The sequence below is a fragment of the Janthinobacterium sp. 1L-D-8-B-C4 genome (genome assembly GCF_057291295.1).
In genome coordinates, this window is the sequence record NZ_JBXAVX010000010.1 from 130,677 (window position 1) to 157,317 (window position 26,641).

At 59.0% G+C, this 26,641-nt stretch carries 22 protein-coding genes and 1 pseudogene; 9 read left to right on the forward strand and 14 right to left on the reverse strand.

Features of this window, described 5'->3' with window-relative positions:
* Positions 1-19: 19 nt before the first annotated feature.
* Positions 20-1,057: a hypothetical protein gene (locus tag AC0Z42_RS18195; protein ID WP_485469600.1), complete on the reverse strand. Its 1,038-nt coding sequence runs from the start codon at positions 1,055-1,057 to the stop codon at positions 20-22.
* A complete protein-coding gene (locus AC0Z42_RS18200) occupies positions 1,054-1,848 on the reverse strand; it encodes a hypothetical protein (RefSeq protein ID WP_485469601.1) in 795 nt (264 codons plus the stop codon). Before AC0Z42_RS18200 ends, AC0Z42_RS18195 begins: the two co-directional genes overlap by 4 nt.
* Positions 1,849-1,994: 146 nt before the next feature.
* Here AC0Z42_RS18200 and AC0Z42_RS18205 point away from each other — a divergent pair, with 146 nt between their 5' ends.
* From AC0Z42_RS18205 to AC0Z42_RS18225, 5 genes are all read left to right on the forward strand, one after another.
* The gene (locus tag AC0Z42_RS18205) at positions 1,995-3,365 is read left to right on the forward strand and encodes a caspase family protein (RefSeq protein ID WP_485469602.1); all 1,371 of its coding nucleotides are present in this window, start codon (positions 1,995-1,997) and stop codon (positions 3,363-3,365) included.
* Between the two features lie 80 nt (positions 3,366-3,445).
* Positions 3,446-4,414 carry an IS1595 family transposase gene (locus AC0Z42_RS18210; RefSeq protein WP_485469603.1) on the forward strand — a complete coding sequence of 323 codons (969 nt, stop codon included), beginning with the start codon at positions 3,446-3,448 and terminating at the stop codon, positions 4,412-4,414.
* Between the two features lie 97 nt (positions 4,415-4,511).
* A complete protein-coding gene (locus AC0Z42_RS18215) occupies positions 4,512-5,339 on the forward strand; it encodes a hypothetical protein (RefSeq protein WP_485469604.1) in 828 nt (275 codons plus the stop codon).
* 39 nt (positions 5,340-5,378) lie between these two features.
* The gene (locus AC0Z42_RS18220; protein ID WP_485469605.1) at positions 5,379-6,122 is read left to right on the forward strand and encodes a hypothetical protein; all 744 of its coding nucleotides are present in this window, start codon (positions 5,379-5,381) and stop codon (positions 6,120-6,122) included.
* A gap of 46 nt (positions 6,123-6,168) precedes the next feature.
* Positions 6,169-7,434, forward strand: coding sequence for a DUF6445 family protein (locus tag AC0Z42_RS18225; protein ID WP_485469606.1), 1,266 nt, complete (start codon positions 6,169-6,171; stop codon positions 7,432-7,434).
* Here AC0Z42_RS18225 and AC0Z42_RS18230 read toward each other — a convergent pair.
* The 11 genes from AC0Z42_RS18230 to AC0Z42_RS18280 all read right to left on the reverse strand — a co-directional run bounded on the left by AC0Z42_RS18230 (position 7,431) and on the right by AC0Z42_RS18280 (position 21,160).
* The gene (locus tag AC0Z42_RS18230) at positions 7,431-8,372 is read right to left on the reverse strand and encodes a LysR family transcriptional regulator (RefSeq protein WP_485469607.1); all 942 of its coding nucleotides are present in this window, start codon (positions 8,370-8,372) and stop codon (positions 7,431-7,433) included. The genes AC0Z42_RS18225 and AC0Z42_RS18230 overlap by 4 nt on opposite strands.
* A gap of 131 nt (positions 8,373-8,503) precedes the next feature.
* On the reverse strand, positions 8,504-9,472 hold the full coding sequence (yjfF, locus tag AC0Z42_RS18235) for a galactofuranose ABC transporter, permease protein YjfF (RefSeq protein ID WP_485469608.1): 969 nt from the start codon (positions 9,470-9,472) through the stop codon (positions 8,504-8,506).
* Positions 9,469-10,545, reverse strand: coding sequence for an ABC transporter permease (locus AC0Z42_RS18240; RefSeq protein WP_485469609.1), 1,077 nt, complete (start codon positions 10,543-10,545; stop codon positions 9,469-9,471). The genes yjfF and AC0Z42_RS18240 overlap by 4 nt, the downstream gene beginning before the upstream one ends.
* Entirely contained in the window at positions 10,542-12,077 is a 1,536-nt protein-coding gene (locus AC0Z42_RS18245) for a sugar ABC transporter ATP-binding protein (protein WP_485469610.1), read from the reverse strand. The genes AC0Z42_RS18240 and AC0Z42_RS18245 overlap by 4 nt, the downstream gene beginning before the upstream one ends.
* A gap of 8 nt (positions 12,078-12,085) precedes the next feature.
* Positions 12,086-13,048 carry an ABC transporter substrate-binding protein gene (locus AC0Z42_RS18250; RefSeq protein ID WP_485469611.1) on the reverse strand — a complete coding sequence of 321 codons (963 nt, stop codon included), beginning with the start codon at positions 13,046-13,048 and terminating at the stop codon, positions 12,086-12,088.
* Between the two features lie 229 nt (positions 13,049-13,277).
* A complete protein-coding gene (locus tag AC0Z42_RS18255; protein WP_485469612.1) occupies positions 13,278-14,045 on the reverse strand; it encodes an SDR family NAD(P)-dependent oxidoreductase in 768 nt (255 codons plus the stop codon).
* Between the two features lie 29 nt (positions 14,046-14,074).
* Positions 14,075-15,652 carry an aldehyde dehydrogenase (NADP(+)) gene (locus AC0Z42_RS18260; protein ID WP_485469613.1) on the reverse strand — a complete coding sequence of 526 codons (1,578 nt, stop codon included), beginning with the start codon at positions 15,650-15,652 and terminating at the stop codon, positions 14,075-14,077.
* Positions 15,649-16,641, reverse strand: a complete 993-nt coding sequence (gene araD1, locus AC0Z42_RS18265; RefSeq protein WP_485469614.1) for an AraD1 family protein — start codon at positions 16,639-16,641, stop codon at positions 15,649-15,651. Before araD1 ends, AC0Z42_RS18260 begins: the two co-directional genes overlap by 4 nt.
* 13 nt (positions 16,642-16,654) lie before the next feature.
* A complete protein-coding gene (locus tag AC0Z42_RS18270) occupies positions 16,655-18,397 on the reverse strand; it encodes an IlvD/Edd family dehydratase (RefSeq protein WP_485469615.1) in 1,743 nt (580 codons plus the stop codon).
* 187 nt (positions 18,398-18,584) lie between these two features.
* Positions 18,585-19,658, reverse strand: coding sequence for an aldose epimerase family protein (locus AC0Z42_RS18275; protein ID WP_485469616.1), 1,074 nt, complete (start codon positions 19,656-19,658; stop codon positions 18,585-18,587).
* Positions 19,659-20,176: 518 nt separating this feature from the next.
* Complete coding sequence (locus AC0Z42_RS18280; protein WP_485469617.1) at positions 20,177-21,160, reverse strand: IS5 family transposase; 984 nt, start codon at positions 21,158-21,160, stop codon at positions 20,177-20,179.
* A 660-nt stretch (positions 21,161-21,820) separates the two neighbouring features.
* Here AC0Z42_RS18280 and AC0Z42_RS18285 point away from each other — a divergent pair.
* From AC0Z42_RS18285 to AC0Z42_RS18300, 4 genes and pseudogenes are all read left to right on the forward strand, one after another.
* Positions 21,821-23,428, forward strand: coding sequence for a DUF3696 domain-containing protein (locus tag AC0Z42_RS18285; RefSeq protein ID WP_485469618.1), 1,608 nt, complete (start codon positions 21,821-21,823; stop codon positions 23,426-23,428).
* Between the two features lie 9 nt (positions 23,429-23,437).
* On the forward strand, positions 23,438-24,517 hold the full coding sequence (locus tag AC0Z42_RS18290; protein ID WP_485469619.1) for a hypothetical protein: 1,080 nt from the start codon (positions 23,438-23,440) through the stop codon (positions 24,515-24,517).
* Positions 24,518-24,775: 258 nt separating this feature from the next.
* The gene (locus AC0Z42_RS18295) at positions 24,776-24,925 is read left to right on the forward strand and encodes a transposase (protein WP_485469620.1); all 150 of its coding nucleotides are present in this window, start codon (positions 24,776-24,778) and stop codon (positions 24,923-24,925) included.
* Between the two features lie 137 nt (positions 24,926-25,062).
* Positions 25,063-26,012: pseudogene (locus tag AC0Z42_RS18300) on the forward strand (IS3 family transposase); the annotation flags it as partial.
* An 87-nt stretch (positions 26,013-26,099) separates the two neighbouring features.
* Here the strand turns inward: AC0Z42_RS18300 and AC0Z42_RS18305 are convergent.
* Positions 26,100-26,513, reverse strand: coding sequence for a toll/interleukin-1 receptor domain-containing protein (locus AC0Z42_RS18305; RefSeq protein ID WP_485469621.1), 414 nt, complete (start codon positions 26,511-26,513; stop codon positions 26,100-26,102).
* Positions 26,514-26,641: the final 128 nt, after the last annotated feature.

The window sequence follows — 26,641 nt, forward strand, 5'->3', positions numbered from 1 at the left end:
TTTCTCTTATTTTTTCATATCAAGGATTGATCACGGCCAGCGGATTGCCCGCGCCTGGCGGCGGCAACACCTTCTGGCGGTCGCGCGTGAGCAGGGTGAACGCGCCCAGCGTATCGGGGCCATTGACGATTTCCAGCTGCTCGCGCTGCAGCCAGGTGCGAATTTCCGCTTCGCTGGCGTCGGCGCGGAACAGCACGCGAATGCGCTTGCCTGTCTCGACGCCACTGCCGCCACCGCGATACTCGGCGTTGTCGATGATCGCCGCGTCCCTCGGCAGGAAAATCCAGACCGATTGCGCCACCATCACGCTGGCGGCGACGGCGGTCACCATCTTCAGCCAGCGCGAGGCATTGGCGGCCTTTACCGGCGCCGCCGGTATCATCGGTATGGCCGGCGCCGCTGCTGGCGTGGCTGGCGCTATGCGCAACTGCTGCAAGCCCTGGCCAAGCAACGTGCGGTAAGCGTGCCTGGCGTCCTTGCCCAGTTCGCCAAGCGGCGTGCCGGTCAGCGCGTAGCCGCCTAGCACTGCCACCCGCGCCACCACGCCGGGGGCGGCGGCCGCCGCATTGTCGCGCCCGTGCAATTCGAGCCAGCGCGCCGTTTGCAAGCGGTCCTGGCTGAACACGCCCAGGCAGGCGCCCAGGTCAGCCACCGCCAGGGTCACCGGCAGGTCGCACAGCACCAGGCCGGCGCGCGGATCGGCGGGCGCGTCGCGCTCTTCGACCACCAGGGCGCAGGCGTCGGCATAGGCTGCATCGGGCGTTACCAGCCAGCCGCGCCACTGGCCCAGCGCCGGCTGCCAGGCATCGAGCAGCACCGCGCCAAAGCCGGGGTGGCGCGCCAGCAGATGGATCTGGCCGCCGCCGATGGGGCGGTTCGCCAGCGGCGCCGCGTCGCTGCGGCGGGCAAAGCGTTCCAGCAGATGGGGCGGCACGGCGATGCCGCGCCAGTCGGGTGCGTCACCCTGGACGACATCGTCCGCCAGCAACTCGGTGCTGGCGGGGGCCGTTTCAAGACGGGCGGCAACAATGGCCAGCGAGGGCGTCAGCGCAGTCATGCCGGTGGCCTTTCATTCAAATTCGGGTGGGTGGATGCGGGATCCACATGCTCGCTTAACGCAGCCAGGCACAAAATATCCAAAACTATTTGCGCCGCATCGATATCGCTTGCCGTCAGGGTGTCGCCGCTACGCAGCTTGAGCAGGTTGAACACCCAGGCTCCCAGCAAGGTGGCGCGGTGCGACGCCTGTACCGTCTGGCGCCCGGCGCTGCTGGCGTCGCCCTTCTGCTTGTGGACCAGGCCCAGCTTGCCGCTGTGGTAGTGGGCCGAGGCGATCTGCTCGGCCAGTTCCTTGACCGGCATGCCGCCGCAGCCGCAATGGCGCAGCAGCAGGATCAAGTCATCGGACAAGGTGGTGATAAAGGTCTCGGCGGCCTCGCGCACCTGCTGCGGCGTCAGCTGATAGTCGCGCAGCGCTTGCGCGTACTCGTCGGGCGCGCGCAAGTGGCAAGCGGCATCATCCTCGCCGCCACCATCGGGCAGCTTGCGCAACTGGTCGATGATGTAGCGCTTGAAATACAAAAACAGCGCGCCGACATGAACCGGTACCGAGGTACTGTCGCTGCCCAGCACTTTTTCGACAAAGAAATGGTGGCGCAGGTCCGCCAGGCTGTCGCCCAGCGCCGCCGCTTCGCGCGGACGGCAGGGCGTCAGCGCGGCGATGGTGCGTTGATAAAACTCCGCCAGCTCTTGCTGGGTGAGCTGCTGGCGGCGGCTCCAGAAGTCCTGGATACGTTCAAATTGTTCCGATTGCAAAGCCGGTCCGATCGTGTATGAGGCGCGCGGCATGAGCTGTTCATGCCTGCGGCCGGGAAGAATACGCTTGCAGACAAGAAAAACTTGTCAGTAAGGTAAAATGCATAGAGGCAATTTTCTCATATCGATGTGAAAATCGCTAACCTTTTGTTACTCACACAACAACGACCGAGAGAGCGATGCGCCGTCTTTTCCTGCTATTGCTGACACTGTTTTTTCTGCAGTCCACGCATGCCCATGCGGCGACCCCGGGCAAGCGCATCGCGCTGGTGATCGGCAATGCCGCCTATCCTCAACCCCTGTTAAATCCCGTCAACGATGCGCGCGCCATGGCCGAACGCTTGCGCCGCCTTGGCTTCGAGGTGCTGTTGCGCACCGATATCAGCAGCGCGCAGTTGCAACAGGCCTCGGCTGAATTTTCCACCAAAGCGCGCGGCGCCGATATAGCGCTGGTGTTCTATGCCGGCCACGGCGCGCAGGCCGGCGAAGCCAATTACGTGCTGCCGATCGGCGCGAACATGAATGCGCTCAACAGCAGTGCGATCCAGTCGCAGGGCGTGTCGGTGGCCAGCCTGGCCGGCGACCTGCAGCGCAGCGGTGCGCGCGGCGCCGTGCTGATCCTGGACGCTTGCCGCGCCGAATACACGCGCGGCGGCGCCCAGTTACCCGTCAGTGGCAATGGCGCCGCCAGCCACGGTTTTGCCGATACAGGCGCGCCGCGCGGCGTGGTGATCGCCTATTCGGCCGGCCCCGGCGCACTGGCGCGCGACTTCTGGTCACCCGACTCGCGCAACAGCCCCTATACCAGCGCCCTGCTCGACGCACTCGACGCGCCCGGCCTGCCGATGGGCGAACTGTTTTCGCAAGTGGCCTCGCGCGTGGCCAGCATGACGCACGATGTGCAAAAGCCGCGCGTGTCGTTTGGCGAAACCTCGGCGCGCCTGGTGCTGAACCTGGGCAGCGGCAAGGTCACGCCCGAGCCGTCGCCGGCCGTGATAGCCAGCAATGGCAACGGCGGCATGCGCGCGCCGGCGCCTGCCGCCAGTACCGCCACGCCAGCAACCAAGGCTGGCGCCAAGGTCTGGCCCGGCAATGTACTGCAGGACATCAACCATGAAATCCGCATGCAGATCGCCGCGCGGCCATTCCCGCGCCAGCAGCTGGAAAAACGCGCCCGCACAGGCGACCTGGTGGCGCTGACGGCGCTGGGCTACGGCATCGGCGGCGGCGACGCCGGCGTCAAGCAGCCAAAAGCCGGCATGCAGTGGCTGGAAAAAGCCGCGGCAAAAGACTTCCCGGTGGCGCAGACCTACCTGGCCGAGCTGCTGATGGTCAAAGGCGACCCGGCCTCGTTGAAGCGCGCCGGCGTGCTGCTCGACGCCGCTTCGCAGGCCGGTTACAGCCCGGCGCACGCGTATAAATTCGACCTGGCGCGGCGCACCGGCGCACCGCCGCAGGAGGCGGCGCGCCATCTGCAGGACGCTTTCATGGGCTTGATGAAGGATTACCAGGGGGCGGCGAAAGACCTGATGCAGCCACCGAAAAAATAGGCTCTGTCACCACAAAAGGTGGGAACGACCCGACATTGCTGAGGTCTGACTAATCAGTTATTTCCTTCCAGGAGCTGATCATGGACCTTACCCAGTGGCAGGTTTTCGTCCAGCAATTCGCACTACTGTCACCGCGCCAGCGTATTGTCAGCGGCAACCTGTTGCGTAGCGATGTGGCGCAGGATGCGAGCGTGACCCTGATCGAACAAGTGGCACAAGGGCAGTTGCATTGCCCGGCCTGCGGCGCGACACATTTCCACCGACATGGCCAGGCCCATGGCCTGCAGCGCTACCGCTGTGTACCTTGCCGTAAAACCTTCAATGCCCTGACCGGCACGCCGCTGGCGCACTTGCGCTACAAGTCCCGCTGGCTGGCGTATGCCGATTGCCTGCTCAATTCGTTTTCGGTGCGCAAGGCTGCAAGCGAAGTCCATATCCATCGCAACACCAGTTTTCGCTGGCGCCACCGTTTCCTGGCCCTGGCCAAAACCGACCGGCCGCGTTGCCTGCATGGCATCGCCGAGGCCGACGAGATGTATATATTGGAGTCGCAGAAAGGGGCACGGCACCTGACGCGTCCGGCACGCAAGCGCGGCGGTGCGGCCCGCCAGCGCGGTATTTCGAATGAACAAGTGTGCGTCCTGGTTGCCCGTGACCGCACCGGGCAGACCGTCGATTTCGTTACCGGCCTGGGCCAGCTGACCAAGGCGAAGTTGCACGCCTGCCTGCCAGCGGTGATCGACCGTGACATCCTGCTGGTCACCGACGGCCATCCGGCGTATCCCGTATTTGCAAAAGAAATGGGGATTTTGCATGCTGCGGTGAATTTGCGGGCCGGCATCCGCGTGCGTGGCACGGTCCACGTGCAAAACGTCAACGCCTATCACAGCCGCTTGCGGGAATGGTTGCGCGCCTTTCATGGCGTGGCCACGCGTTACCTGCCCAACTACCTGGGCTGGCGCTGGATACTCGACGCAAAGAGGATATTGTCCTGCGAAAGCTTGCTCAGGGCCACTTTGGGCACGTTCCCACATTTGACAGTGACATAGCCAAAAAATAGTTTGAAATAATTTTGTATTTCCTGGGGCGCCCCCCGTTGTGGGAGGGTACATGCAATAAAGCATGCCAATTCCCAGGGAGTACAACATGCACACAGCACCGCAAACCACGGCAACATCCACCCCGTCCGCACGCGGCCGCATCCTCGCTTACCAGCCCGGCGGCCAGGGCACCGTCACCGTCGCCGGCGTGCAATATGCGTTCGACGTCGCCAGCCACTGGCGCTCCGACACGGCGCCCGCCATCAATGCCGCAGTCGACGTGCGCTTCAATGACGCCGGTGCCATCGACAGTTTGAGCGTGGTCACGGCGCAGCAGATCACCCAGGAAGAAATGACCGCCGCCGCCAAACTGGCGCGCGCAAAAGGCCAGCAGGTGTGGGGCAATGCCGTCGCCGCCCTGGGCCTCAAGGCGCTGGGCGCGGTCGGCGTGCTGGTGGCCGGCGCGTTTATTTTCAACACCATCAATATCAGGCTGTTCGCCGCCGTCTCGCGTTCGTACTGGCAGTTGCTGGGCCTGTCCGCCGACAGCCTGGAAGGCTTTGCGCGCGGCGGCGGTGGTGGTTTTACCTCGGCACAATTTTTCTTCCTGCTGGCGATTGCCGCCTGCTTTGCCACCATGGCCAGCACCAGCCCGAAAGCGGCGCTGGGCAAGTGCGCACCACTGCTGTTCATCGTCATCCACACCGGCATGCTGTATCTCAAGATCAAGGGCGCCATCAGCGAGGCGGGCGACGCCATGAGCGGCATTGCCGGTGCACGTGCCGCCAGCATGGCGCAGCAGATGGCCAGCGAAATGCTGGGCCAGGTGTGGCAGGGCATGTCGTTTGGCCTGGGCTTCTATCTGGTGCTCGCATCAAGCATCGTGCTGGCCAGCTTCGGCTACGGCGAATACAAACGCAAAAGCATTGTCTGATTCCCTCTTCTTTCATTTCACTTTACAAGGAACAACATCATGAAACGCACCCTGCCAGCCCTGTTCGCCATCGCCCTGATCCTGTCCGCCTGCGGCAAGAAAGAAGCCGATACCGCCACCCCTGACGCTGCGGCTCCTGGCCCCGTGGCCACCAGCACCGCCGACCTGGCCGCCAAGGCGCAAGTGAAGGCAGCGGCCGCCAGCCTGCCGCAAGCGGACCCGGCCACACCCAGCGCCAGCTACGTCGACATCACCAGCGGCAACCAATTGATGTACAGCTATATCGCCCTGTCCGGCGTGCCGCCCGACTACGCCAGCGTGGCGCAGCGCATCTCGCGTGAATACACCAGCACCGACGACGCCTTCCGCAAGCAGGAAGTGCTCGACGCCATCAAGCCGCAGATCGACGCCAAGGTCAGCGAAGCGAAAACGCGCCGCTACCTGCGCTACCAGATCAACGGCCAGGGCGCACTGTCGCCCTACGCGATGGACAAGGGCGCCTTCCCCGCCAAGTTTGCCGAGGCCGGCACCTATTACTACATGTACGACAATGGCGACTACAAGCTGGGCTTTACCAACGGCGACGGCTACAGCCTGCTGAAGGTGGACCAGGAAGCGGCGCGCAAGATCGAAGCGGCGCGCAGCAGCTACAAGAATTTTGCCATCGTCGTGTATGCCTACGCCCAGGAAGCGGACATGTCGGCGCGCCAGGTCAAGGCGCAGATCGTCAAGGTGGCGATCAAGCTGAACGGCGAAGAAATTCCCGTCAGCGCTGCCATCTAAAAGCGGGCTCGGTTACACTGTTCGCCACACTCAAGGAGACACGCGAATGGGCGAACAGACACTGGCCGAACAGCAACTGAGCAAGGGCCGTCAACTGCACCAGCAGGGCAAGCTGATCGAAGCGATCAACGCCTACCAGGCGGCTTATAAAGCGCAGCCGGCGCTGGCCGAAGCCCAGCATTTCCAGGGCCTGGCGATGCTGGAACTGGGCCAGCCGGCGATGGGCCTGGGGCTGCTGAAACTGTCGCTCAGGCAGCAGCCGGAAAATGCCCTGTTTCACCATAACCTGGGCAATGTGATGCGCGGCAATGACAACGACGCCGCGCTGGCCAGCTACGCTCAGGCCGCCAAGCTGGCGCCACAGGAACACGATTACGCGATTGTCCATGCCGAACTGTTGCTGGCGAAACAGCGCGTGCCGGAAACGATAGCGGAGCTGGAACGGGCGCACGCCCTGCGCCCGGAGCGCTGGCAAACCCTGCAGGGCCTGGCCGAGCTCTACTACCGCAGCGGCCAGCGCGAGCTGGCTTTGGCGCGCTACGAGCAGGCGCTGGCACTGCACCCGGCTTTGGCGCAAGTATGCCGGGTCGGCTTTGCCAGCCCCAATCCTGCTCAAGCCGAGCGCTTGAGCCAGCTGGAGGTAGCCGACGAGTTGCACGACTTTGTACGGGAAACCAACCTGCATGTCATCGATGATTTCCTGCCCGATCCCGCCGCCTGGCGTGCTCAGGCGTTGGCGCTGCCGTTCGAGCAGCAGCGCTATGCGGGCCAGAATTATCCGGGCAGCCAGACCGACGGTCAGCCCTGCCAGGCCATCATGGAGCGCATCGCCACCGCGCTGGGCCGTGAGATCCGCTTCATTTCACCGGACAACGGCTCGTACCGCCTCAGCTATGCCGACGCGATGGCGCGCACCGACATCCATGTCGACAACGAGACGGGCAACAATTTCAATTTTTATGCGGGCGTGCTGTATCTGAACCCGCCCGGGCAGTGCCAGGGCGGCACCACCTTCTGGCGCCACCAGCCGAGCGGCTGGTACCGCAGGCTACCCGAGGCGCAGGTGAAAGCGGGCGGCTACGCCAGCTTCAAGGATTTCCAGAAACGCTGGCTGCCGAACAACGCGGTGCAAAAATTCAATGACTTGCAGGAGCGGCGCGACAGCTGGCAGGCGCTGCTGGAAGTGCCGATGCGCCACAACCGGCTGATCGTGTACAAGGGCCACTATTTCCATTCGCTCAGCAATGTGTTTGGCGACACTCCCGACAATGGCCGGCTGGTACAACTTTTTTTCTTCGAGGTGCCGGACTAATACATATCCTTGGCCGCCGCCAGCACCGCATTGAGCAGCATGTCGGCGCCCGGCGACAGCAGATGGTCGCGCTGGCGGATGATGCCGAAGGCGTCCATCTTGCACGGCAGGTCGATCGGCAAAATGCTCAGCACGTTCAGCGACTGGTAGTAGTGCGCCACTTCGGTCGGCATCACGTGCAGCGAATCGGTCTGCTGCAGCAAGGACGTAATCAGGAGCAAGGCGGTGGTGTCGACCGTGTTGACGGGGGGCTCCAGGCCGGCGCGGCGGAACATCATGTCGCAGCGGTGGCGCAGGATGCTGCCTTGCGGCGGCAAAATCCACGGATGGTCCGAAATATCCTTCAATTGCAGGTTCTTGCGCGCCATCAAAGGATGGCCATTGCGTGCCACCACGCTGGCCGGCTCTTCCGTCAATTCCTCGTACACCAGGCCGGAGCTGCCTTCCTTTTCCAGGATGCGCCCGATCATGAAATCGAGCTTGCCGTGCTGCAGCATGTCCATCAGGGTATTGCTGTGCTCCACATGCACGCCGATGCGCATCAGGGGCGCCTGCTGCTTGATGCGGGCGATGGCGCGCGGCAGCAGGGCCATCGCCGGCGTCATGATGATGCCCACTTCCACCTGGCCCGTCAGGCCCGACTTGAGCGCAACGATATCGTCATGCGCCAGCGACAGGCTGGTCAGCGCCATGCGTGCGTGGCGTATCATGGTTTCGCCGAAAATGGTCGGCTCCATGCCGCGTGGCAACCGGTCGAACAGGCGCACGTCGAGCATCTCTTCCAGGTCCTTGATCTGCTTGGACGCGGCCGGTTGCGTCATGTGCAATTCTTCGGCCGCGCGGTGGATATTGCGCTGCTCGTCAAGGGCGATCAGGAGCAGCAATTGCCGCGTCTTCAAGCGGGCTCGCAAGAACCAGTTGGGGTTGAGAGTATCCATCAATAAATCATATCATGATCGATATCGGAAATTATTCGATATCGATATTATAGATATCGCTATGTCTCCAGTACAGTCAAAAAAAAGCCACCGGCGCTAACGCCGATGGCCATGCTCAGGCAGGTAAAAAATCAGGCGGTTTTCTTCTGCCCCATTGCCATCAAACGTTGCACCACGCAAAACACGAACAGCAGGCCGCCGATGACAATCTTGGTCCACCAGGAACTGAGCGTGCCGTCAAACGCGATCAGGGTCTGGATAGTGCCTAGCACCAGCACGCCCGACAAGGCGCCGGCCACATAGCCGTAGCCGCCGCTGAGCAAGGTGCCGCCAATCACCACGGCGGCAATTGCATCGAGTTCCGTGCCCTGCGCATGCAGGCCGTAGCCGGACAGCATGTAGAACGAAAACAGCACGCCGCCCAGGGAAGCGCAAAAGCCGCTGAAAGCATAGATCAGCACCTTGGTGCGGCCGACCGGCAAGCCCATCATCAGCGCCGACTGCTCATTGCCGCCGATCGCATACACCGCGCGGCCAAACGGCGTGGCGTGCGCCAGCCAGACCGCCGCCAGCAGGGTGATCACCGCGATCACCACGCCCGGGGAAACAAAGCCGCCAAGGAACTGCAGCTGGGTTTGCGACATGGCCACGTACAGCGGGTCGTCGATGGTGATCGAATTGATGCTGATCAGATAGCACAGGCCGCGTGCCAAAAACATGCCGGCCAGGGTGACGATGAACGGCTGCAGCTTGAAGTAGTGGATAAAGGCGCCCATGCTGGCGCCAAACACGCAGCCCAAGGCGAGCACGGTGGCAATCACCAGGAGCGGCGGCCAGTGCGCCACCTGCAGCAGCCAGGCGGCAATCATGGTCGACAGCGCCAGCACCGAGCCGACCGACAGGTCGATGCCGCCCGAGACGATCACAAACGTCATGCCGACGGCGATCACCAGCAAAAAGGCGTTATCAATCAGCAAGTTGAAAATGACTTGCGTCGACAGCAGGCCAGGATACATCGCGCCGCCCAGGCCCAGCATCACCACCAGCAGCAATACGGTGACGAGCGAGGTGAAATAAGGGGTATGCAGCAAGCCCTTCATGCTTTCCTCCGTTGCAGCAATTGCTTGAATTCCGACGATTGCGACATGCAGACGAGGAACACGACGACCGATTTGACCACCATGTTCACTTCCGGCGGCACGCCCAGCGAGTAGATCGTGTAGGTGAGGGTCTGGATGATCAGCGCGCCGATCATGCTGCCCACCAGGCTGAACTTGCCGCCGGCCAGCGAGGTGCCACCCAGGGTCACGGCCAGGATGGCATCCAGTTCCAGCATCAGCCCCGCGTTATTGGCGTCGGCGCTCTTGATGTTCGAGCTGATCATCAGGCCCGACAAGCCGGCGCAGGCGGCGCAGAACACGTAGACGAAAAATATCAATGTCGCCGTGCGGATGCCGGCCAGGCGCGCGGCCACCGGATTGATGCCGACTGCCTGGATAAACAGGCCGAGCGCGGTCTTTTTCATCAGCAAGGCGGTAATGATGAACACTGCCGCCACCAGGTACAGCGAGAACGGCAGGCCGAACAGATAGCCGCTGCCGATAAAGAAAAACGGCTTGTAGTAGACCGTGACGATCTGGCCGTCCGTCAGCAACTGCGCCAGGCCGCGCCCGGCCACCATCAGTATCAAGGTGGCGACGATCGGCTGCAGGCCCAGGCCGGCCACCAGCACGCCGTTCCAGGCGCCGCACAGCAAGGCTGCGCCCAGGGCCGCAGCCAGCGCCCAGCCCATCGGCATATTGCTCACGTAAGTGGGCACGCCGTTGTCCATCACCATGGTGCCGCCGATCAGCATGGCGGCCACGGTGCCGGACAGCGCCACCACGGCGCCAACCGAAATATCGATGCCGCGCGTGGCGATCACCAAGGTCATGCCGAGCGCCGCCAGCATCAAGGGAGCGGCGCGGTTGATGATGTCGATCACGCTGCCGTACAAATGGCCGTCGCGCACTTCAAGGTGGAAAAAGCCCGGGATGGTAAAGAAAGCCACCAGCAGCAGCAGCACCAGCGCGCCCACCGGGCGGCCGAGCGGGTGAGTCAGGACGTTATGCAAAGGGGAACCATCCGTGGTGATGGCCGAGCGCGCCGCGCCGGCCGGTGTGGAAATGCTCATGCGCTGTCTCCGGCGATCACCTGCAGCACCGAGCTGTCATCGAGCTCGCCACGCGCATATTCGCCGCAGGCCTTGCGGTCGCGCATGACGACAATGCGGTCGCTGCAGCGCAGCACCTCGGGCAGCTCGGACGAGATGAACAGGATCGCCATGCCTTTGCGGCACAGCTTGCTAACGTAACTCATGATTTCCTGCTTGGCGCGCACGTCGATGCCGCGCGTCGGTTCGTCCAGGATCAGCATTTTGGGATTGGTCACCAGCCAGCGTGCCAGCAAGGCTTTCTGCTGGTTGCCGCCCGACAAGCTGCCGATCGGCGTCTCGATGCTGGCCGTCTTGATGCCCAGCGCTTTCACGTACTCATCGGCCAGCGCCTGCTGGCGCTTGAACGGAATCGCGCGCAGCAAGCCGGTGCGTGCCTGCAAGGCCAGGATGATGTTTTCGCGCACCGACAGGTCCAGGATCGCGCCTTCGTGCTTGCGGTCTTCCGAGCAGAAACCGATATCGGCAGCGATCGCGTCGCGCGGCACGGCAAAGTTCTTTGCCTTGCCGTTGATCCGGATGCTGCCGGTATCGGCCTTGTCGGCACCAAACAGCAGGCGCGCCAGTTCGGTGCGGCCCGAGCCCAGCAAGCCGGCCAGGCCCAGCAGTTCACCCTGGCGGATATGGAAGTCCATCGGCGCCAGCGCACCCTTGCGGCCCAGGCCTTGCGCTTCGACCACATTTGCACCAAAAACAGCAGCGCCGTCGTGCAGCGGTTCATCGGCCAGCGCCTGCGTATCGGCCGCCACGCCGATCATCTTGTTGACCAGCGCCAGGCGCGACAGTTCGCTGCAAGGGTATTCGCCTTCGCGCTCACCGTTGCGCATCACCGTGATGCGGTCGGAAATGGCGTAGGTCTGCTCGAGGAAGTGGGTCACGAACAGAATCGCCATACCCTGCTCGCGCAAGCGGCGCAGTACCGAGAACAGCAGGTTGACTTCCGCTTCATCCAGGCTGGAGGTCGGTTCGTCGAGGATCAGCACGCGCGCCGAAATATTCAGGGCGCGCGAAATGGCCACCATCTGCTGGATTGCCAGCGGATAGGCCGACAATTGCGCCGTCACATCGATATCGATCTGCAGTTGCTGCAGCAAGGCGCGCGCCTGCTGCTGCATCGAGCGCCAGTCGATCGCCCCGAAGCGGCGCGGATAGCGGCCGATAAAAATGTTTTCCGCCACCGACAAATTCGGGCACAGATTGACTTCCTGGTACACGGTGCTGATGCCCAAGGCCTGGGCATCCGAAGTCGAGGCCGGCGCGATGGGCTTGCCATCGAGCACAATCTCGCCACTGTCGGGCGTGTAGACGCCCGTCAGCACCTTGATCAGGGTCGACTTCCCGGCGCCATTTTGCCCCATCAAGGTATGCACTTCGCCCGGATACAGGCGCAGTGCAACATTGCTGAGGGCTTTGACGCCGGGAAATGACTTGCTGATGCCGCGCAGTTCCAGCAATGGCACTGGCGCGGTGTCATGCGACACTTGCGTATTCATCGGCAAGCTTAGTATTTACGGTTAGGAAATTCCTTGGCCGCCACTTCGGCCGGGAACACGCCCTCTTCCGTCGTGATGCGTTTCGGCACCGCTTTGCCGGCCACCACATCGCGCGCGATCGACATCAGTTGCGGGCCCAGCAGCGGGCTGCACTCGACGGTGACGTTCAGCTTGCCGGCAATCATCGCCTCGAACGCGCCTTTCACGCCATCGATCGAGATGATAATGATGTCCTTGCCCGGCTTCATGCCCGCTTCTTCGATCGCCTGGATGGCGCCGATGGCCATGTCGTCATTGTGCGCGTACAGCACGTTGATCTTCTTGCCTTCGGCCTTCAGGAACGCTTCCATCACTTCCTTGCCCTTGGCGCGGGTAAAGTCGCCGGTTTGCGAACGGATGATCTTCAGCTTCGAATTCTTGCCGATGACTTCCGCAAAGCCCGCCTTGCGGTCGATCGCCGGCGCCGAACCGACGGTGCCTTGCAGCTCGACGATATTCAACTGCGCGTCCGGGGTTTTCTTGGCGTGCTCGAGCAGCCATTGACCGGCGCGGCGGCCCTCTTCGACGAAGTCCGAGCCGATAAAGGTCACGTACAGCGATTTGTCGGTGACGTTGACGGCGCGGTCAGTCAGGATGACGGGAATCTTGGCAGCCTTGGCTTCACGCAATACCGTATCCCAGCCCGATTCGACGACTGGCGAGAAGGCGATCACGTCGACCTTCTGGGCGATGAACGAGCGCAGGGCCTTGACCTGGTTTTCCTGTTTCTGCTGGGCGTCGGCAAATTTCAGGGTGACGCCATCTTTCTTGGCGGCGTCCTTGATCGACACGGTATTGGCGGTGCGCCATTCGCTTTCGGCACCCACCTGCGAGAAACCCATCACCAGCGGCTTGGCGGCAAAGGCGGACGTCGTGCTGGACAGGGCGAGCAGGATGGCGCTGGCGAGCAGTGTGCGGCGTGTGAATTTCATTGTAGTCTCCATTTTTATCGGAATACCGGCAAGACGGGATGCCTGGCCGGGCATTTTTTTATGAACCCATGGTAGGAGAAAGCAACATAGCCATCCAATCAATTCTTTTTCACAGGTGATATCAATTTATATATCGGTATCAAAAATAGTAAGCGCCGCCGCGCGGTAAACGAAAAAAAGCTCCTGCGGCGGTGGCCGGCAGGAGCGAACGTTTGCTGCGGGGATAAAATTATACCCAGCCGGCGTCGACAATGAATTCCTGCGACGAGCACATGGCGCCGTCGTCCGAAGCGAGGAACAGCACCATGGCCGAGATATCGCGCGCCATCAATTTATTCGGCAGGCACTGGCTTTTCTTGATTTCCAGCTCGGCCGCGTCGTCAACCCACAGGTCGATCTGGCGCTGCGTCATGACCCAGCCCGGCGTGACGGTATTGACGCGGATATTGTGCGCGCCATAGTCGCGCGCCAGGCCCCGCGTCAGTCCCACCACGGCCGCCTTGGTGGTGGCATACACGGGATAGCCGCCCGACTTCATGTGCCACGAAATCGAGCTGACATTGATGATGGAGCCACCGCCGCGGCGCTTCATGCCCTCGAATACGGCCTGGCAGGTGAAGAACATCGGCCGCTGATTGATCGCGATGCGCTCGTTCCAGTATTCCACGGTGACATCTTCGGCCTGGTGGCGCTGGTCGTTGGCGGCATTGTTGACCAGCACGTCGAAGTCGCCGATCTCGGCCACGAAGCCGGCCATGACGGCCTGCAGCGCGGGGATATCGGTAATATCACAGTGGCGAAACAGCGGCGCCGGCAAACCGGCTTCCGCCAAGCGGCGGCACAAAGCCTCGCTGGCGTCACGGGCAATATCGACAAACGCCACCAGCGCGCCTTGGGCGGCAAACTCCTCGACCATCGATTCGCCGATGCCGCTGCCACCACCGGTGATAAATACGCGCTTGCCACGCAGGCTGTCATACCTTGCCAACTGCTTCATCTGTTCTCCACTGTTTTACCGATTGACGCTTACTCTTTGCCCAATACACCGTCTTTACGGCGCCAGATACCCAGCGGATTGCCGTCACGCAGCGATTCCGGCAGCAGGTCCTGCAGCAGGTTCTGGTACGACACCGGGCGCAGGAAGCGGTTGATCGCCGCCGTGCCGACCGAAGTGCTGCGGCCATCCGAGGTGGCCGGGAACGGGCCGCCATGCACCATCGCGGTCGATACTTCCACGCCGGTCGGGAAACCGTTGGCCAGGATGCGGCCGACGCGGCGTTCCAGCGCCGGCAGCAGGCGGCGTGCGTCTTCCAGGTCGCCCTGGTCCATTTGCAAGGTAGCCGTCAGCTGGCCTTCCAGGCTTTCGGTGATTTCAACCAGTTGCGCGATATCGCGGCAGGCCACCAGCAGCGAGACCGGGCCGAACACTTCGTCGCGCAGGTCGTGTCTGGCCAAAAACGCCTCGCCCGAAGTAACGAACAGGGCGGCGGCGCCCTTGCCTTCTTCGCCCGTGTTCTGCACCAAGGACTTCACATCGGCGTGCTGCGCCAAAGCGGCCACGCCCTTGACGTAGCTGCTGGCGATGCCGGCCGTCAGCATGGTGCCAGCCGGCGCTGGCGCCAGCGCTTCGGCGGCGGCGGCGGCAAACGCCGTAAATTCAGGGCCTTCCAAACCCAGCACCAGGCCAGGATTGGTGCAGAACTGGCCCACGCCCATCGTCAGCGAACCGGCAAAGCCGGCGGCAATCGCGGCGCCACGGGCGGCCAGCGCCTGCGGCAGCACGAATACCGGGTTGATGCTGCTCATTTCGGCGTAGACAGGAATCGGTTGCGGACGGTTGGCCGCCACTTTCATCAGCGCCAGGCCACCGGCGCGCGAGCCGGTAAAGCCGACTGCCTGGATGGCCGGATGGGCTACCAGGTTCTGGCCGAGATCGTTGCCGATACCGGTCAGCAAGGAAAATACGCCGGCTGGCAGCTTGGCGATCTCGACTGCCTTGACGATGGCGCGCGCCACCAGTTCCGAGGTGCCAGGGTGGGCCGGATGGGCTTTCAGTACTACCGGGCAACCGGCGGCCAGGGCCGAAGCGGTATCGCCGCCAGCAACCGAGAAGGCCAGCGGGAAGTTGCTGGCGCCGAATACGGCAACCGGGCCCAGGCCGATCATGCGCAGGCGCAGGTCAGGACGTGGCGGGGTGCGTTCCGGCAGGGCGCTGTCGATGCGGGCATCGGTCCAGGAACCTTCGCGCAGCAGGCCGGCGAACAGTTTCAGCTGGCCCACGGTGCGGCCGCGTTCGCCTTCCAGGCGCACGCGCGGCAAGCCGCTTTCGGTCATGGCGCGCACGATCAGGTCGTCGCCGATGGCCAGGATCTGTTCGGCGATGGTGTCGAGGAAATCGGCACGCTCGGCGTCGGTGGTGGCACGGTAAGTGTCGAAGGCGGCTTCGGCCAGTCGGCAAGCTTCATCGATCTGGGCCGCATCGACGGTCTGGAACGACGGCGCGACATGCGCGAGGGCGGCCGGATCCCAGGCTTCGAAGGAGGCGCCGTTGGCTTTGACGGCAACGCCGCCGATCAGGGCTTCGCCCGTGATATTGAAACTCATAATGTGCTCACTTTCGCAAATTCGGTAGGGAAGATTTCAAGGCGGTTCGACAGTGCCGGGCCAAAGGCCGGCGCCTCGATTTCAAACGTTTCGCCCGGCGCGACACTCACGCCATCGGCAAAGCTCAAAGTCGCCGTGCCGAAGAAGTGTACATGTACATCGCCAGGACGTTTGAACAGCGGATATTTGAAGTGGTGGTGCTCCAGGTTGGCAATCGTGTGCGACATATTCGTCTCGCCACTGACAAAAGCCTTTTCCCAGCGCACTTTGCCGGAAGAGTCCAGCACGCGCGAGCTGCCGTCTATGTGTTCAGGCAAATCGCCCACCAGCAGGGCCGGGCCGACGCTGCACATGCGCAGTTTCGAATGCGCCAGGTACAGATAGTTCTGGCGTTCGGTGATGTGGTCCGAAAATTCATTGCCGATGGCGTAGCCGACGCGATACGGCTGGCCGTCGTCGCCGATCACGTACAGGCCGGCGATTTCCGGCTCTTCGCCGCCATCCAGAGCAAAGTCGGGCATGCCCAGCGGCTGGCCGCCGGCGCGCACGATCGAGCCGTCGCCCTTGTAGAACCATTCGGGCTGGGCGCCAGCCGCGCCAGCGGCAGGTTTGCCGCCTTCGACGCCCATGCGGAACATCTTCATCGAGTCGCTCAAGGATTCCGCATCGCCGCCGATTTTCTTGTGCATGGCGTCGCGCGCACCGGCGCTGCCCAGGTGGGTCAGGCCGGTGCCCGTCACGTAGCAGTGCGCTTCGTCGGCATGGTCGAGCGGCGGCAGGACGCGGCCGGCGGCGGCGATGGCCGCATAGGAAGCGGTCGCGGTGCCGAGCTTGGCGTTGACCAGTTCGGCCAGACCGGTTTTGCTGCGGATGGCGTCCTGCGCCAGCGCATAGGTCGTGTCGTAGCCGTCGATAATGGTGACGACATCGTCTTGCAGCAGGCCGACCTGGCGGGCGCCGTTTTCGTTCTTGAATTGAATCAGCAACATGTCAGTCTCTCGCTTAGTGTGAATGGCGTGGCACGGCGGAACCGCGCGGGCCGACCAGGAAGTCGAAGTCGCAGCCTTCATCGGCCTGCAGCACGTGTTCGATATACAGCTGCTGGTAGCCGGTCTTCGGACCTGGCGCGCTACCGCGCACGCGCACTGCCTGGCGCGCCGCCATTTCTTCGTCGGTAATGTCCAGGTTCAACAGGCCACCGGCGCAGTCAAGCGTGATCCAGTCGCCGTCCTGCACGATGCCCAGCGGGCCGCCGGCCATCGCTTCGGGCGCCACGTGCAGCACCACGGTGCCGTAGGCGGTACCGCTCATGCGTGCATCCGAAATGCGTACCATGTCCTTCACGCCGGCCGCCAGCAGTTTAGGCGGCAGGCCCATGTTGCCCACTTCGGCCATGCCCGGATAACCTTTCGGGCCGCAGTTCTTCATCACCAGCACCGAGTCTTTATCAACTTCCAGGTTCGGGTCCATGATGCGCGACTTGTAGTGCTCGAAGTCTTCGAACACCACGGCCTTGCCGCGGTGCTGCATCAGCGCCGGGGTGGCGGCCGACGGTTTCAGCACGGCGCCGCGTGGTGCCAGGTTGCCGCGCAAAATGCAGATGCCGCCATCCTTCAACAGAGGATTGTCCAGGGTGCGCACCACTTCGTCGTCGTAGATCGGCGCGTCCTTGCAGTTTTCCCACAGCGACTTGCCGTTGACGGTCAGCGCGTCCGGGTTGGGCAGCAGATTGCCGTCGCCCATGCGGCGGATCACGGCCGGCAGGCCACCGGCGTAATAAAACTCTTCCATCAGGAAGCGGCCCGATGGCAGCAGGTCGACGATGGTCGGCATGCCACGGCCCACGCGGGTCCAGTCTTCCAGTTCCAGGTCGACGCCGATACGCCCGGCAATCGCCTTCAGGTGGATCACGGCATTGGTCGAACCGCCGATGGCGGCGTTGACGCGAATCGCGTTTTCAAAATTTTCCTTGGTCAGGATTTTCGACAGTTTCAGGTCTTCATTGACCATCTCGACGATGCGGATGCCCGACATATGCGCCAGCACATAGCGACGCGCGTCTACCGCTGGAATCGCCGCATTGTGCGGCAGCGAGGTGCCCAGCGATTCGGCCATGCAGGCCATGGTCGAGGCCGTGCCCATGGTGTTGCAGGTACCGGCCGAGCGCGAGTGGCCCGCTTCGGCCGCCAAAAATTCGTGCATCGAAATTTCGCCGCCCTTGACCTGCTCGTGCAGTTGCCATACGGCCGTGCCGGAGCCGATGTTCTTGCCGTTGAGTTTGCCGTTCAGCATCGGGCCACCAGTGACGACGATGGTCGGAATATCGACTGACGCCGCGCCCATCAGCAGCGCCGGGGTCGTCTTGTCGCAGCCGACCAGCAGCACCACGCCGTCCATCGGATTGCCGCGGATCGATTCTTCGACGTCGATCGAGGCCAGGTTACGCGTCAGCATGGCGGTTGGGCGCAGATTCGATTCGCCGTTCGAGAACACCGGGAATTCGACCGGAAAACCACCCGCTTCCAGGATGCCGCGCTTGACGTGCTCGGCCAATTTACGGAAGTGCGCATTGCACGGCGTCAGTTCGGACCAGGTGTTGCAGATGCCGATAATCGGCTTGCCCTGGAATTCATGGTCGGGAATACCCTGGTTTTTCATCCAGCTGCGATACATGAAACCGTTCTTGTCCTGCGAGCCAAACCACTCGGCCGAGCGCAGTGTTACCTTCTTTTTTGTGTCAGACATGCCATTCTCCTGGTTGTGCCATGCCCGATCACATCAATCGGCCCGGGCAGCGATGTGGCGATACTAAAGAAAGGCGCCATGCCTTTCCAATCAATTTTTATAGCGTTTCGATACCGAAATGAATATCGACAACGGCAACAATAACGCCCTGCAAGCAGGGCGTGACAGTGCTGGCGGGAACGCAGGCTTACTCTGCTGAAAAGCGGTAGACCGTGCTGGTGCGGTACTCCTGGCCCGGTCGCAAGATGCTGTCGGGGAAGTGCGCATGATTGGGCGAGTCGGGAAAATGCTGGGTCTCCAGGCAGAAAGCGCCACGATAAGAATTGGCGCGCCCCTTGCCCTGCTGGCTGCTGTCGAGGAAATTGCCCGAGTAAAACTGCACACCTGGCTCTTCTGTATACACTTCCATCACGCGCCCCGACTGCGGCTCGCGCACCAGCGCTGCCAGGCTCAAGGCCTGCCCTGCCTGTTTATTGAGCACAAAGTTATGGTCATAACCGCGCCCGATGGCGATCTGCGGATCGTCGGCAGCCAGGCCTGTGCCTATCGGCGTGCTCTGGCGCAGGTCGAACGGCGTACCGGCCACCTCGGCCAGTTCCCCGGTGGGGATCGAACCCGCATCGACCGGCGTATAGCGGTCGGCATGGATAACGATCTCGTGCGCCAGAATATCGCCCTGCCCCGCCAGGTTGAAATAGCTGTGGTTGGTCAGGTTGACGGGCGTGGCCTGGTCGGTCACGGCGTGGTAGCGCAAGGTCAAGGCATTGTCGTTGTTCAGCTCATACACCACTGTGACGTCGAGCTTGCCCGGATAGCCATCTTCGCCGTCCGGACTGCTGCGCGTAAAGGTAACGCCGACCGCCTCGTCGTTTTCAAACGGCACCGCCTGCCACAGCACCTGGTGAAAACCCTGCTCGCCACCATGCAAATGGTTCGGTGGATTATTGACCGCCAGCTGGTAGTTCTTGCCATCGAGGCTGAACTGCCCCTTGGCAATCCGGTTGCCAAAACGCCCGATCACGGCGCCCAGGAAGGCCGAATTGGCCAGATACGGTTCGATATGGTCAAAGCCCAGCACCACGTCGGCAAACTTGCCATCGCGGTCCGGCACATGGACTTCGCTGATGATGGCGCCAAAGTCCAGCACCTTGACTTGCATGCCGTGGCGGTTGGTCAGCGTATAGGCAGTGACGGCGGAGCCGTCGGGCAGGGTGCCGAACGGCGTGGCGCTGACGGACAGGGCAAGGGCATCATGACTCATGGGCATACGGTCTCCGTTGGATTTTTATAGGCGGCATGCCATGCGGTGATGTCGCGCACGCAGGGCGCCACGCTGATCTTAGGGGCTGGAGAGTCATCGCACCAATCTTTTTTTCCTGCAATCCGATATCGGTTTTCATATCGTACAGCTGCAGGAATGGCTAGTCAGGCCATGCAAGTTTGCTGTTTTTAACGCTAACTCTTCGAAATTTTCACATTTTCATCGAGAAATTTTCATTTTTCCACGAATAAGCGTTCATAACTCGAAAAATTCAACTTTCTGCACCGCGTTGGACGCTCCATCGCTTAATAAGAATCTAACTCAGATAGCCTGATCCGATTCGGGTCTTTGGCAAGATTGGAAAACCGGAATATGTCAATACGGCATGAATAGTTCCCGTAGGGAAGCGCTGATCAATTCGGTTTTCTGACGAGGCTGGCGCGCCAAATACCCGACCGGCGAGCCGTTCAAGCCCGTTTTTCGTTCAATTTGACGCGATGCTGCGCGTCTTTCTGGAGTCAAGACGGACTACGGGATTCGGTGATCGTAAAGCGCCGTCCAGCCAGTACCAGATTGGCAAAGGCGAACAAGGTAAAAAGCTGTGCAGTGTTCTTGGCCAAGCCGCGATAGCGCGTCTTGCGATGACGGAACAGGTTCTTGATGACATGAAACGGATGCTCCACTTTTGCCCGCACGCTGGCCTTCAGATGCTCCAACTTTTCCGTCAGGCGCCCCAGTTTGTTATTGGGCAGCGCCTTGCGTTTGGAGCGCTTCATGGCCACGTGCCATGTCACTGATTTGCCGATGTTTTCGGGCCGTTTTTCCACGCCCTGATAGCCGGCGTCGCCGAGTGCAGCGGTCTCGTCGCCGTGCAGCAACGCGTGCGCCTGGGTTACATCGGCCGCATTGCCGGCCGTGCCAATGACCGTATGCACCAGGCCAGAAGCGACATCGACGCCGACGTGGGCCTTCATGCCAAAGTGCCAGTCGTTGCCTTTCTTCGACTGGTGCATTTCCGGATCACGCTTGCCATTCTTGTTCTTGGTCGACGGTGGCGCGGCGATCAGCGTGGCGTCGACGATAGTGCCTTCGCGCATCATCAAGCCTTTCTCGGCCAAGTGCCCGTTGATCGTGTCGAAGATCTGGCGCGTCAGCCCGTTGGCCTCAAGCAGGTGGCGGAACTTCAGCAAGGTCGTCGCGTCCGGCGCCGATTCGCGGCCCAGGTCGATGCCTACGAAAGCACGAATGGACTGGCTGTCATAGATCGCGTCTTCGATACCTTCGTCCGACAAGCCAAAGCATTGCTGGGCTACGTACATGCGCAGCATGCGCGCCAGTCCAATCGGTGGCCGGCCGGCACCTTCGACCTTCGGATAGAACGGCTCGACGGCTTTATGCAGCTTGCCCCACGGCGTTACGCTGTCGATCTCGGCCAGGAATCGGTCGCGTCGCGTCAGTTTCTTCTTGGCACCATATTCAAGGTCAGAAAAGCTCTTTTGCATGGTCGATGGCGGACAGTGGGGATGCCGTTATTGTCTCAGGTCGGACCTCAGCACGGAACGGTGCCAAATAAATAAATCAGTGCTTCCGTAGACCTAGCACTCATTCTCATCTCAAATCGAACACCAATGGTACCTGAAGCCGAACACCAGTTAGCAACACAAGCCGGACAATGATCTTCCTATCTGGACACCCTCAAGTAGTAAATGACGAGAAGGTCCGCTGCCATCCCAAAGTGGCCGATCGAGGCACTGTGAGAATTTGTGATTTTTCCACGTAGAAAGTCTGCTATCGTTGACCGATTTTGGCCATCTTCAGTCAGTGACCTGCAAACAGAAGCCTGAATTAATGCGTCAAGTGGGATGATCGAGGCTATCCGTGCTGCACGAGTACTCACCTACATGTACTATCAAGAGCGTGTTCTCTTGTTTAAAGCCGTGTATTGGCGCCGACGCGAAATTGACCTACCAAGTCGATTTTGACTGATGCAGATTACCCTACCGAAAGTAGCGCCAGACCAACATTTACGACGAGTTAGATAGATTACAGATTTTCAGAAACGTCGGTAAATTCAGCATCTACGTCAATATACGTATTAGAAATTTCTTTACATTAATGATATTGATGTGTTCGAATATTTCTATAATTAAATTTGGAAAAATATGAGCAATTTGAGAGCAATACGAGTTAAAAATCTGAGAAGCTTCTTAGATACTGAAGAAATTCCCATCCGCAGAATCAATGTGCTAGTGGGACGCAACAGCGGAGGCAAAAGCACCTTTGCTCGGATTTTACCATTGATACGCCAAAGTACCGAAGTACGTAAGCGCAGTCCAGTGCTGTGGTACGGCAGATTAGTCGATTTCGGCAGCTTCAACGACAGCTTGCGTAATGCAAAATCAGCTAAAGAGATCGAACTATCATTTCGAATTGGACTTAATAAAAAAACTTCTGACCTTACCACAAAGGTCATCGACGATGAAATATCTTACGATATTTCAACGACGATAACTTTAAGCCAAGTAAATACAGCATCCGAAACCACAATTTCAAAATTAGAAATAAGATTTGAATCTGTAAAATGTGTTTTGATATTTGAGGATCAGAAACTAACTTTAATTTCAGTTGATGATCTTCAAGAAATTGTAAATCCAGCATTTTATCAACAAATTTCCTATCCCGGACTTTTACCAAAAATTCATTCTTACCGATTTCAGAAAGTTAAATTTGGCGAAAAAGAGGTTGACGTCCCGACCAAAACGGATCTGTTTACCGGAGCATTGACCCGAGAGATTGCTAACATTAGCAAATCCAACGCACAACTGGACAGTTATGAAGATTTAATTGACCAACTTTCGTTTGGATCAGATAAAGAAATTTTGATTCAATTAAAAAAACCAAATGAAGGGCCGGCAAAATGGAGCGCTTACTGCAAAAATCTTGAGGAAAAAAATCCTGCATTTACTCGAATTCGAAATTTAATAATTATGGCAAAACTGCCGCTTCTAATTGCGGCAATCGACGAAGCTATAACTGTAATAAGCAAAAATGTTAACTATTTGGAGCCTCTTCGAGCAACCGCGCAAAGATATTATCGTCGCCAAGACCTAGCAGTCGACGAGATTGATTCTCGAGGCTCCAATTTACCATTTTTTTTAGATAATTTAGCGAGCTATGAAAAAGAGGAGCTCAACAAATGGCTCGTGAAAAATTTCGGCATTTCGGTTGAAACGGAAAGCTCGGGTGGACATATCGCAATTCGTTTGAAAATTGTTGGTTCTGACCAAGCAGTAAATCTAGCAGATACCGGATTCGGATATTCTCAGGTATTACCTATCGCTCTTCAACTTTGGAAACTAAGCGCAGGATGGATGTTTACTCGAAGCGGTACGGATGAATTTGTCCGAAAAACAGTTGTAATAGAGCAACCTGAACTTCACCTACACCCAGCCTTACAATCCAAACTTGCCGACATATTTGTCGCCTGCACTTCAGATATTGAACCTCACTCTCATTATCAAGGTCCAGGAATCGATATGATTGTGGAAACTCATAGCCCATCGTTAGTTAATAGGCTTGGAGAGTTGGTCTCGATCGGTATGATAGCACCGTCCGATGTACAAGTAATTCTATTTGATAAAAATGAGGAGACTGGAATTAGCTCTACACGCATCGCCGAATACTCCCATGACGGTAGGCTAAAAAATTGGCCCCATGGGTTTTTTGATGCTATTGATGACAATGAAACTTCGTTTTCGCTTAAGGGGTAAAAATTGCTAGTGCAACTTGACGCTTCATTAAGTGAATTATTACCCTCAAACTTAGCCGAACTTTCCGGACTGGAAAGTGTTCTTGCGTCGTCTTATAATGGTGAACACTTTCTTACTACTAGTTTTAACGTAGTAAGATCACTTTTACAACTTCCACTTAGTCAGAAATCGCGTGCTGTACTCAATAGATTGCGCTCAAATATTTCTGGCCACGGGGCATTTCCACATCCGAATAGCTTCAGCTTGAACATTACTTTAGCAGGTACTTTGAGTAAAATTAGTTCATCCGCGTGGAGTGTGCCAATTACAATATTCAGTAATAAGAATTTTCCTCCAAGCGTTGTTCTTGGAGAAAATATTTTGGATTCGGAAGCGTTCTTCCACGGCGCACGGCAAGCCGCCATTAAAAGTGGCTTTAAAGAATCCTGTAACGCGATTCGGGATGCAGGAGGAGGATCTCAGACGGCCGTTAAGCTGGAAAATTATTTAAAATCCAATAACGGATATTGTATGTGCATAACAGATGGAGATTATCGAAGTCCAGCATATCCTAGAAGTGCAGTGAGCAATGCTTGCTCTTCATTAGTCAATCTCAGCAACTGGCCCTCATTTGCTATGGATTTTCAAGCTAGATCCATCGAAAACATTCTTCCACTAGGAGTTGTCGAAGATGCATTGAGCGCGACGTCTATTCCGGCAGCATTTTATACTTACAAATCGATAAACAGTATAGACAGTGATGTAACTCGCTATTTAGACGTTAAAAACGGTTTAAAATTCTGTAGTTATATGAAAATCAAGGCCAAATCTGAGCAAGAAAAATTTTGGCACGGGAAAATTAAAAAACTGAATTTAGATTCGAAGGTAAAATATTATCTCGCGAATCCTCCGGCATGCACTTCAGAAAATTGTACTGTTTGTTCTATTATTGACGGAGTGGGGTCAGGCACGTTGAAACAAGTTGTATCACATTTTCAAAGAACCACTCCTCATAAGATCGCTGAGAGAATTGATCGAAACACAACTTGGTACGAGATCGGCGTGCGCATTTTCCACTGGACACTCGCCGATAAGCCAATCCTAATCTAAGGGCACCTCGAAAAAACTCCCCAGTTCTGGCATGATGCCGGCGGACCGACTCTGGTCCGATTTCCATAATCAAACACAGCCTGTTTGCCGGCTAGGAGCGCGAAGTAAGCTCGACGAACGTGGAGACACCTTGCGCCTGCTCGACCAAGATGCCAACTTCGCCGCGCTTGCCGAATCGGTCGATCATGCAGCGCCTCGACCAAGCAGGGATGTGGTGGTCGTTAGCCGTTTCTCACTAAACTGCTGGTGCGCGTGCTAATGACCCAGCATTTGTTTAACCTGAGCGACGAACAGGTGGAATTCCAACTGCTCGACCGTTTGAGCTTCCAACGTTTTTTCGGGCGGCGTTATAGTAGCCAAATCCCGGACCTCACAACGATCGGGATATTCAAGGAGCGAGTGGTCTAGACCGGGGGCAACCAAACGGTGTTTGAGTCGGTCATCCAACTGGGTTACGCCGGTAATCTCCCCACAAAACGCAATCAGAAGTAGAATTTTCTACTTAAGACACAGAAATCACTGCATGAAGACTACTGTGGTCTAGCAAAGAGCTTGCCGAGGCACGCATAGAGCGCGATATCGTAAAAAAAGCGGCAGCGTACTTTGCGCGGGAGTCGCTGCCAAGTACGCGGTCATGAAGACCTTGCGACTCGAATTTCCTGTCACCGTCATGTGCCGCGTCTTTCGCGTCTCGCGCAACGGTTTCTACGCTTGGGCGAACGGCAAACCGTCGCAGCGGGCGCAGGACGACGCGCGCCTGAAGGTCGCCTTCGAGGCCGTGCACGCGCAGAGCCGGCAGACTTTTGGCCCGCTTCGCATGCAGCCGGAACTGACGGCACAAGGCTTTCCGGCCGGCCGTGATCGTATCGTCCGTCTGCGTCGCGAGCTCGCCCTGCGCTGCAAGCAAAAGCGCAAGTTCAAAGCGACCACGAACTCGAAGCATGACTTGCCGGTGGCCGACAATCTGCTCAATCAGACTTTCGCGCCGACCCGGCCGAACGAAGCCTGGGTGACCGACATCACCTATGTGGCGACCGGCGAGGGCTGGCTTTACCTGGCCGGTATCAAGGACGTGTTCACCTGCGAGCTGGTGGGCTACGCGATGGACGAGCGCATGACGCAAACGCTGACGGCTACGGCGCTGTGGAAAGCCGTGCGCAACAAGCGCCCAGCGCCGGGCCTGATTCACCACTCCGACCGTGGCAGCCAGTACTGCGCCCATGACTATCAAAAACTGGTGACGCAGTTCGGCATGCAGCCGTCTATGTCGCGCCGGGGGAACTGCTATGACAACGCGCCCATGGAAAGCTTCTGGGGCAGCCTGAAAAACGAGCTGGTGCACCATCAACGTTACGCGACACCGGCCAATGCGAAAGCTGCAGTACAGGGATACATCGCAAGCTTCTATAACCGCCAGCGGCGCCACTCGCGCCTCGGCAATGTTTCACCTACGTTGCTTGCTGAAAAATTAAGCAAACAACCGAGGGCGGCTTGAAACAAAAGTATCCGCTATTGACAGCACACCTCAATCATGGCTCCAATGTCCCCCTATCTGAATAGCGCATCTATATTGGCAATAAAACTACGGGGCAAGCAGCTCGGCGAGCTTGGCCGCAACATTTGCCATCGTATCGTCTGCAGTGTTCAGGCCGCTTCTCGAACCCAGCAGGGGACTGACGTCACGGAGAGCTTCATACGTCGTGTCGTGCACGATAGGAACGAGCAAGTCACGCGCCAAGAGTACCGAAAGCTCTTTGTCGGCGATGCCCTCCCCTGCGAGGCGGCGCAGCAGCGCAGGAGTTACCAGCACAATCCCTACTCGCGACTTCACCAGTCCCTTATCGATTTCGCGGAGTAACGGCGTGCCTAGGAGGACATCCTTTTCGCTGAACCAAACCGAGACACCAAGCGACTCAAGCAGATCATGCAGTTCCTTAGCAGCTCCTTGCCGATCATCCCACGCGTGACAAAGAAATACGTCACGAAGATCGGGCACGGACGCTCGCCTTTCAACGTTTTCTCGGACCGGTGTGAGCGTCCGTACCTCGGCAGGTGTGTACACCACGGACGAACTTTCTCGCGACCAGCGCGGCCTCAAGGTACTTCTGGATGCACCACCGCTCC

Bases quoted from the DNA above. Each gene is read 5' to 3' on its own strand.
- AC0Z42_RS18215 (WP_485469604.1), top strand. From the start codon at position 4,512: ATGCACACAGCACCGCAAACCACGGCAACATCCACCCCGTCCGCACGC.
- AC0Z42_RS18200 (WP_485469601.1), bottom strand. From the start codon at position 1,848: ATGCCGCGCGCCTCATACACGATCGGACCGGCTTTGCAATCGGAACAA.
- AC0Z42_RS18275 (WP_485469616.1), bottom strand. From the start codon at position 19,658: ATGAGTCATGATGCCCTTGCCCTGTCCGTCAGCGCCACGCCGTTCGGC.
- AC0Z42_RS18220 (WP_485469605.1), top strand. From the start codon at position 5,379: ATGAAACGCACCCTGCCAGCCCTGTTCGCCATCGCCCTGATCCTGTCC.
- AC0Z42_RS18285 (WP_485469618.1), top strand. From the start codon at position 21,821: ATGAGCAATTTGAGAGCAATACGAGTTAAAAATCTGAGAAGCTTCTTA.
- AC0Z42_RS18240 (WP_485469609.1), bottom strand. From the start codon at position 10,545: ATGAGCATTTCCACACCGGCCGGCGCGGCGCGCTCGGCCATCACCACG.
- AC0Z42_RS18270 (WP_485469615.1), bottom strand. From the start codon at position 18,397: ATGTCTGACACAAAAAAGAAGGTAACACTGCGCTCGGCCGAGTGGTTT.
- araD1 (WP_485469614.1), bottom strand. From the start codon at position 16,641: ATGTTGCTGATTCAATTCAAGAACGAAAACGGCGCCCGCCAGGTCGGC.
- AC0Z42_RS18205 (WP_485469602.1), top strand. From the start codon at position 1,995: ATGCGCCGTCTTTTCCTGCTATTGCTGACACTGTTTTTTCTGCAGTCC.
- AC0Z42_RS18245 (WP_485469610.1), bottom strand. From the start codon at position 12,077: ATGAATACGCAAGTGTCGCATGACACCGCGCCAGTGCCATTGCTGGAA.
- AC0Z42_RS18295 (WP_485469620.1), top strand. From the start codon at position 24,776: ATGACCCAGCATTTGTTTAACCTGAGCGACGAACAGGTGGAATTCCAA.
- AC0Z42_RS18210 (WP_485469603.1), top strand. From the start codon at position 3,446: ATGGACCTTACCCAGTGGCAGGTTTTCGTCCAGCAATTCGCACTACTG.
- yjfF (WP_485469608.1), bottom strand. From the start codon at position 9,472: ATGAAGGGCTTGCTGCATACCCCTTATTTCACCTCGCTCGTCACCGTA.
- AC0Z42_RS18255 (WP_485469612.1), bottom strand. From the start codon at position 14,045: ATGAAGCAGTTGGCAAGGTATGACAGCCTGCGTGGCAAGCGCGTATTT.
- AC0Z42_RS18250 (WP_485469611.1), bottom strand. From the start codon at position 13,048: ATGAAATTCACACGCCGCACACTGCTCGCCAGCGCCATCCTGCTCGCC.
- AC0Z42_RS18230 (WP_485469607.1), bottom strand. From the start codon at position 8,372: ATGGATACTCTCAACCCCAACTGGTTCTTGCGAGCCCGCTTGAAGACG.
- AC0Z42_RS18280 (WP_485469617.1), bottom strand. From the start codon at position 21,160: ATGCAAAAGAGCTTTTCTGACCTTGAATATGGTGCCAAGAAGAAACTG.
- AC0Z42_RS18195 (WP_485469600.1), bottom strand. From the start codon at position 1,057: ATGACTGCGCTGACGCCCTCGCTGGCCATTGTTGCCGCCCGTCTTGAA.
- AC0Z42_RS18260 (WP_485469613.1), bottom strand. From the start codon at position 15,652: ATGAGTTTCAATATCACGGGCGAAGCCCTGATCGGCGGCGTTGCCGTC.
- AC0Z42_RS18225 (WP_485469606.1), top strand. From the start codon at position 6,169: ATGGGCGAACAGACACTGGCCGAACAGCAACTGAGCAAGGGCCGTCAA.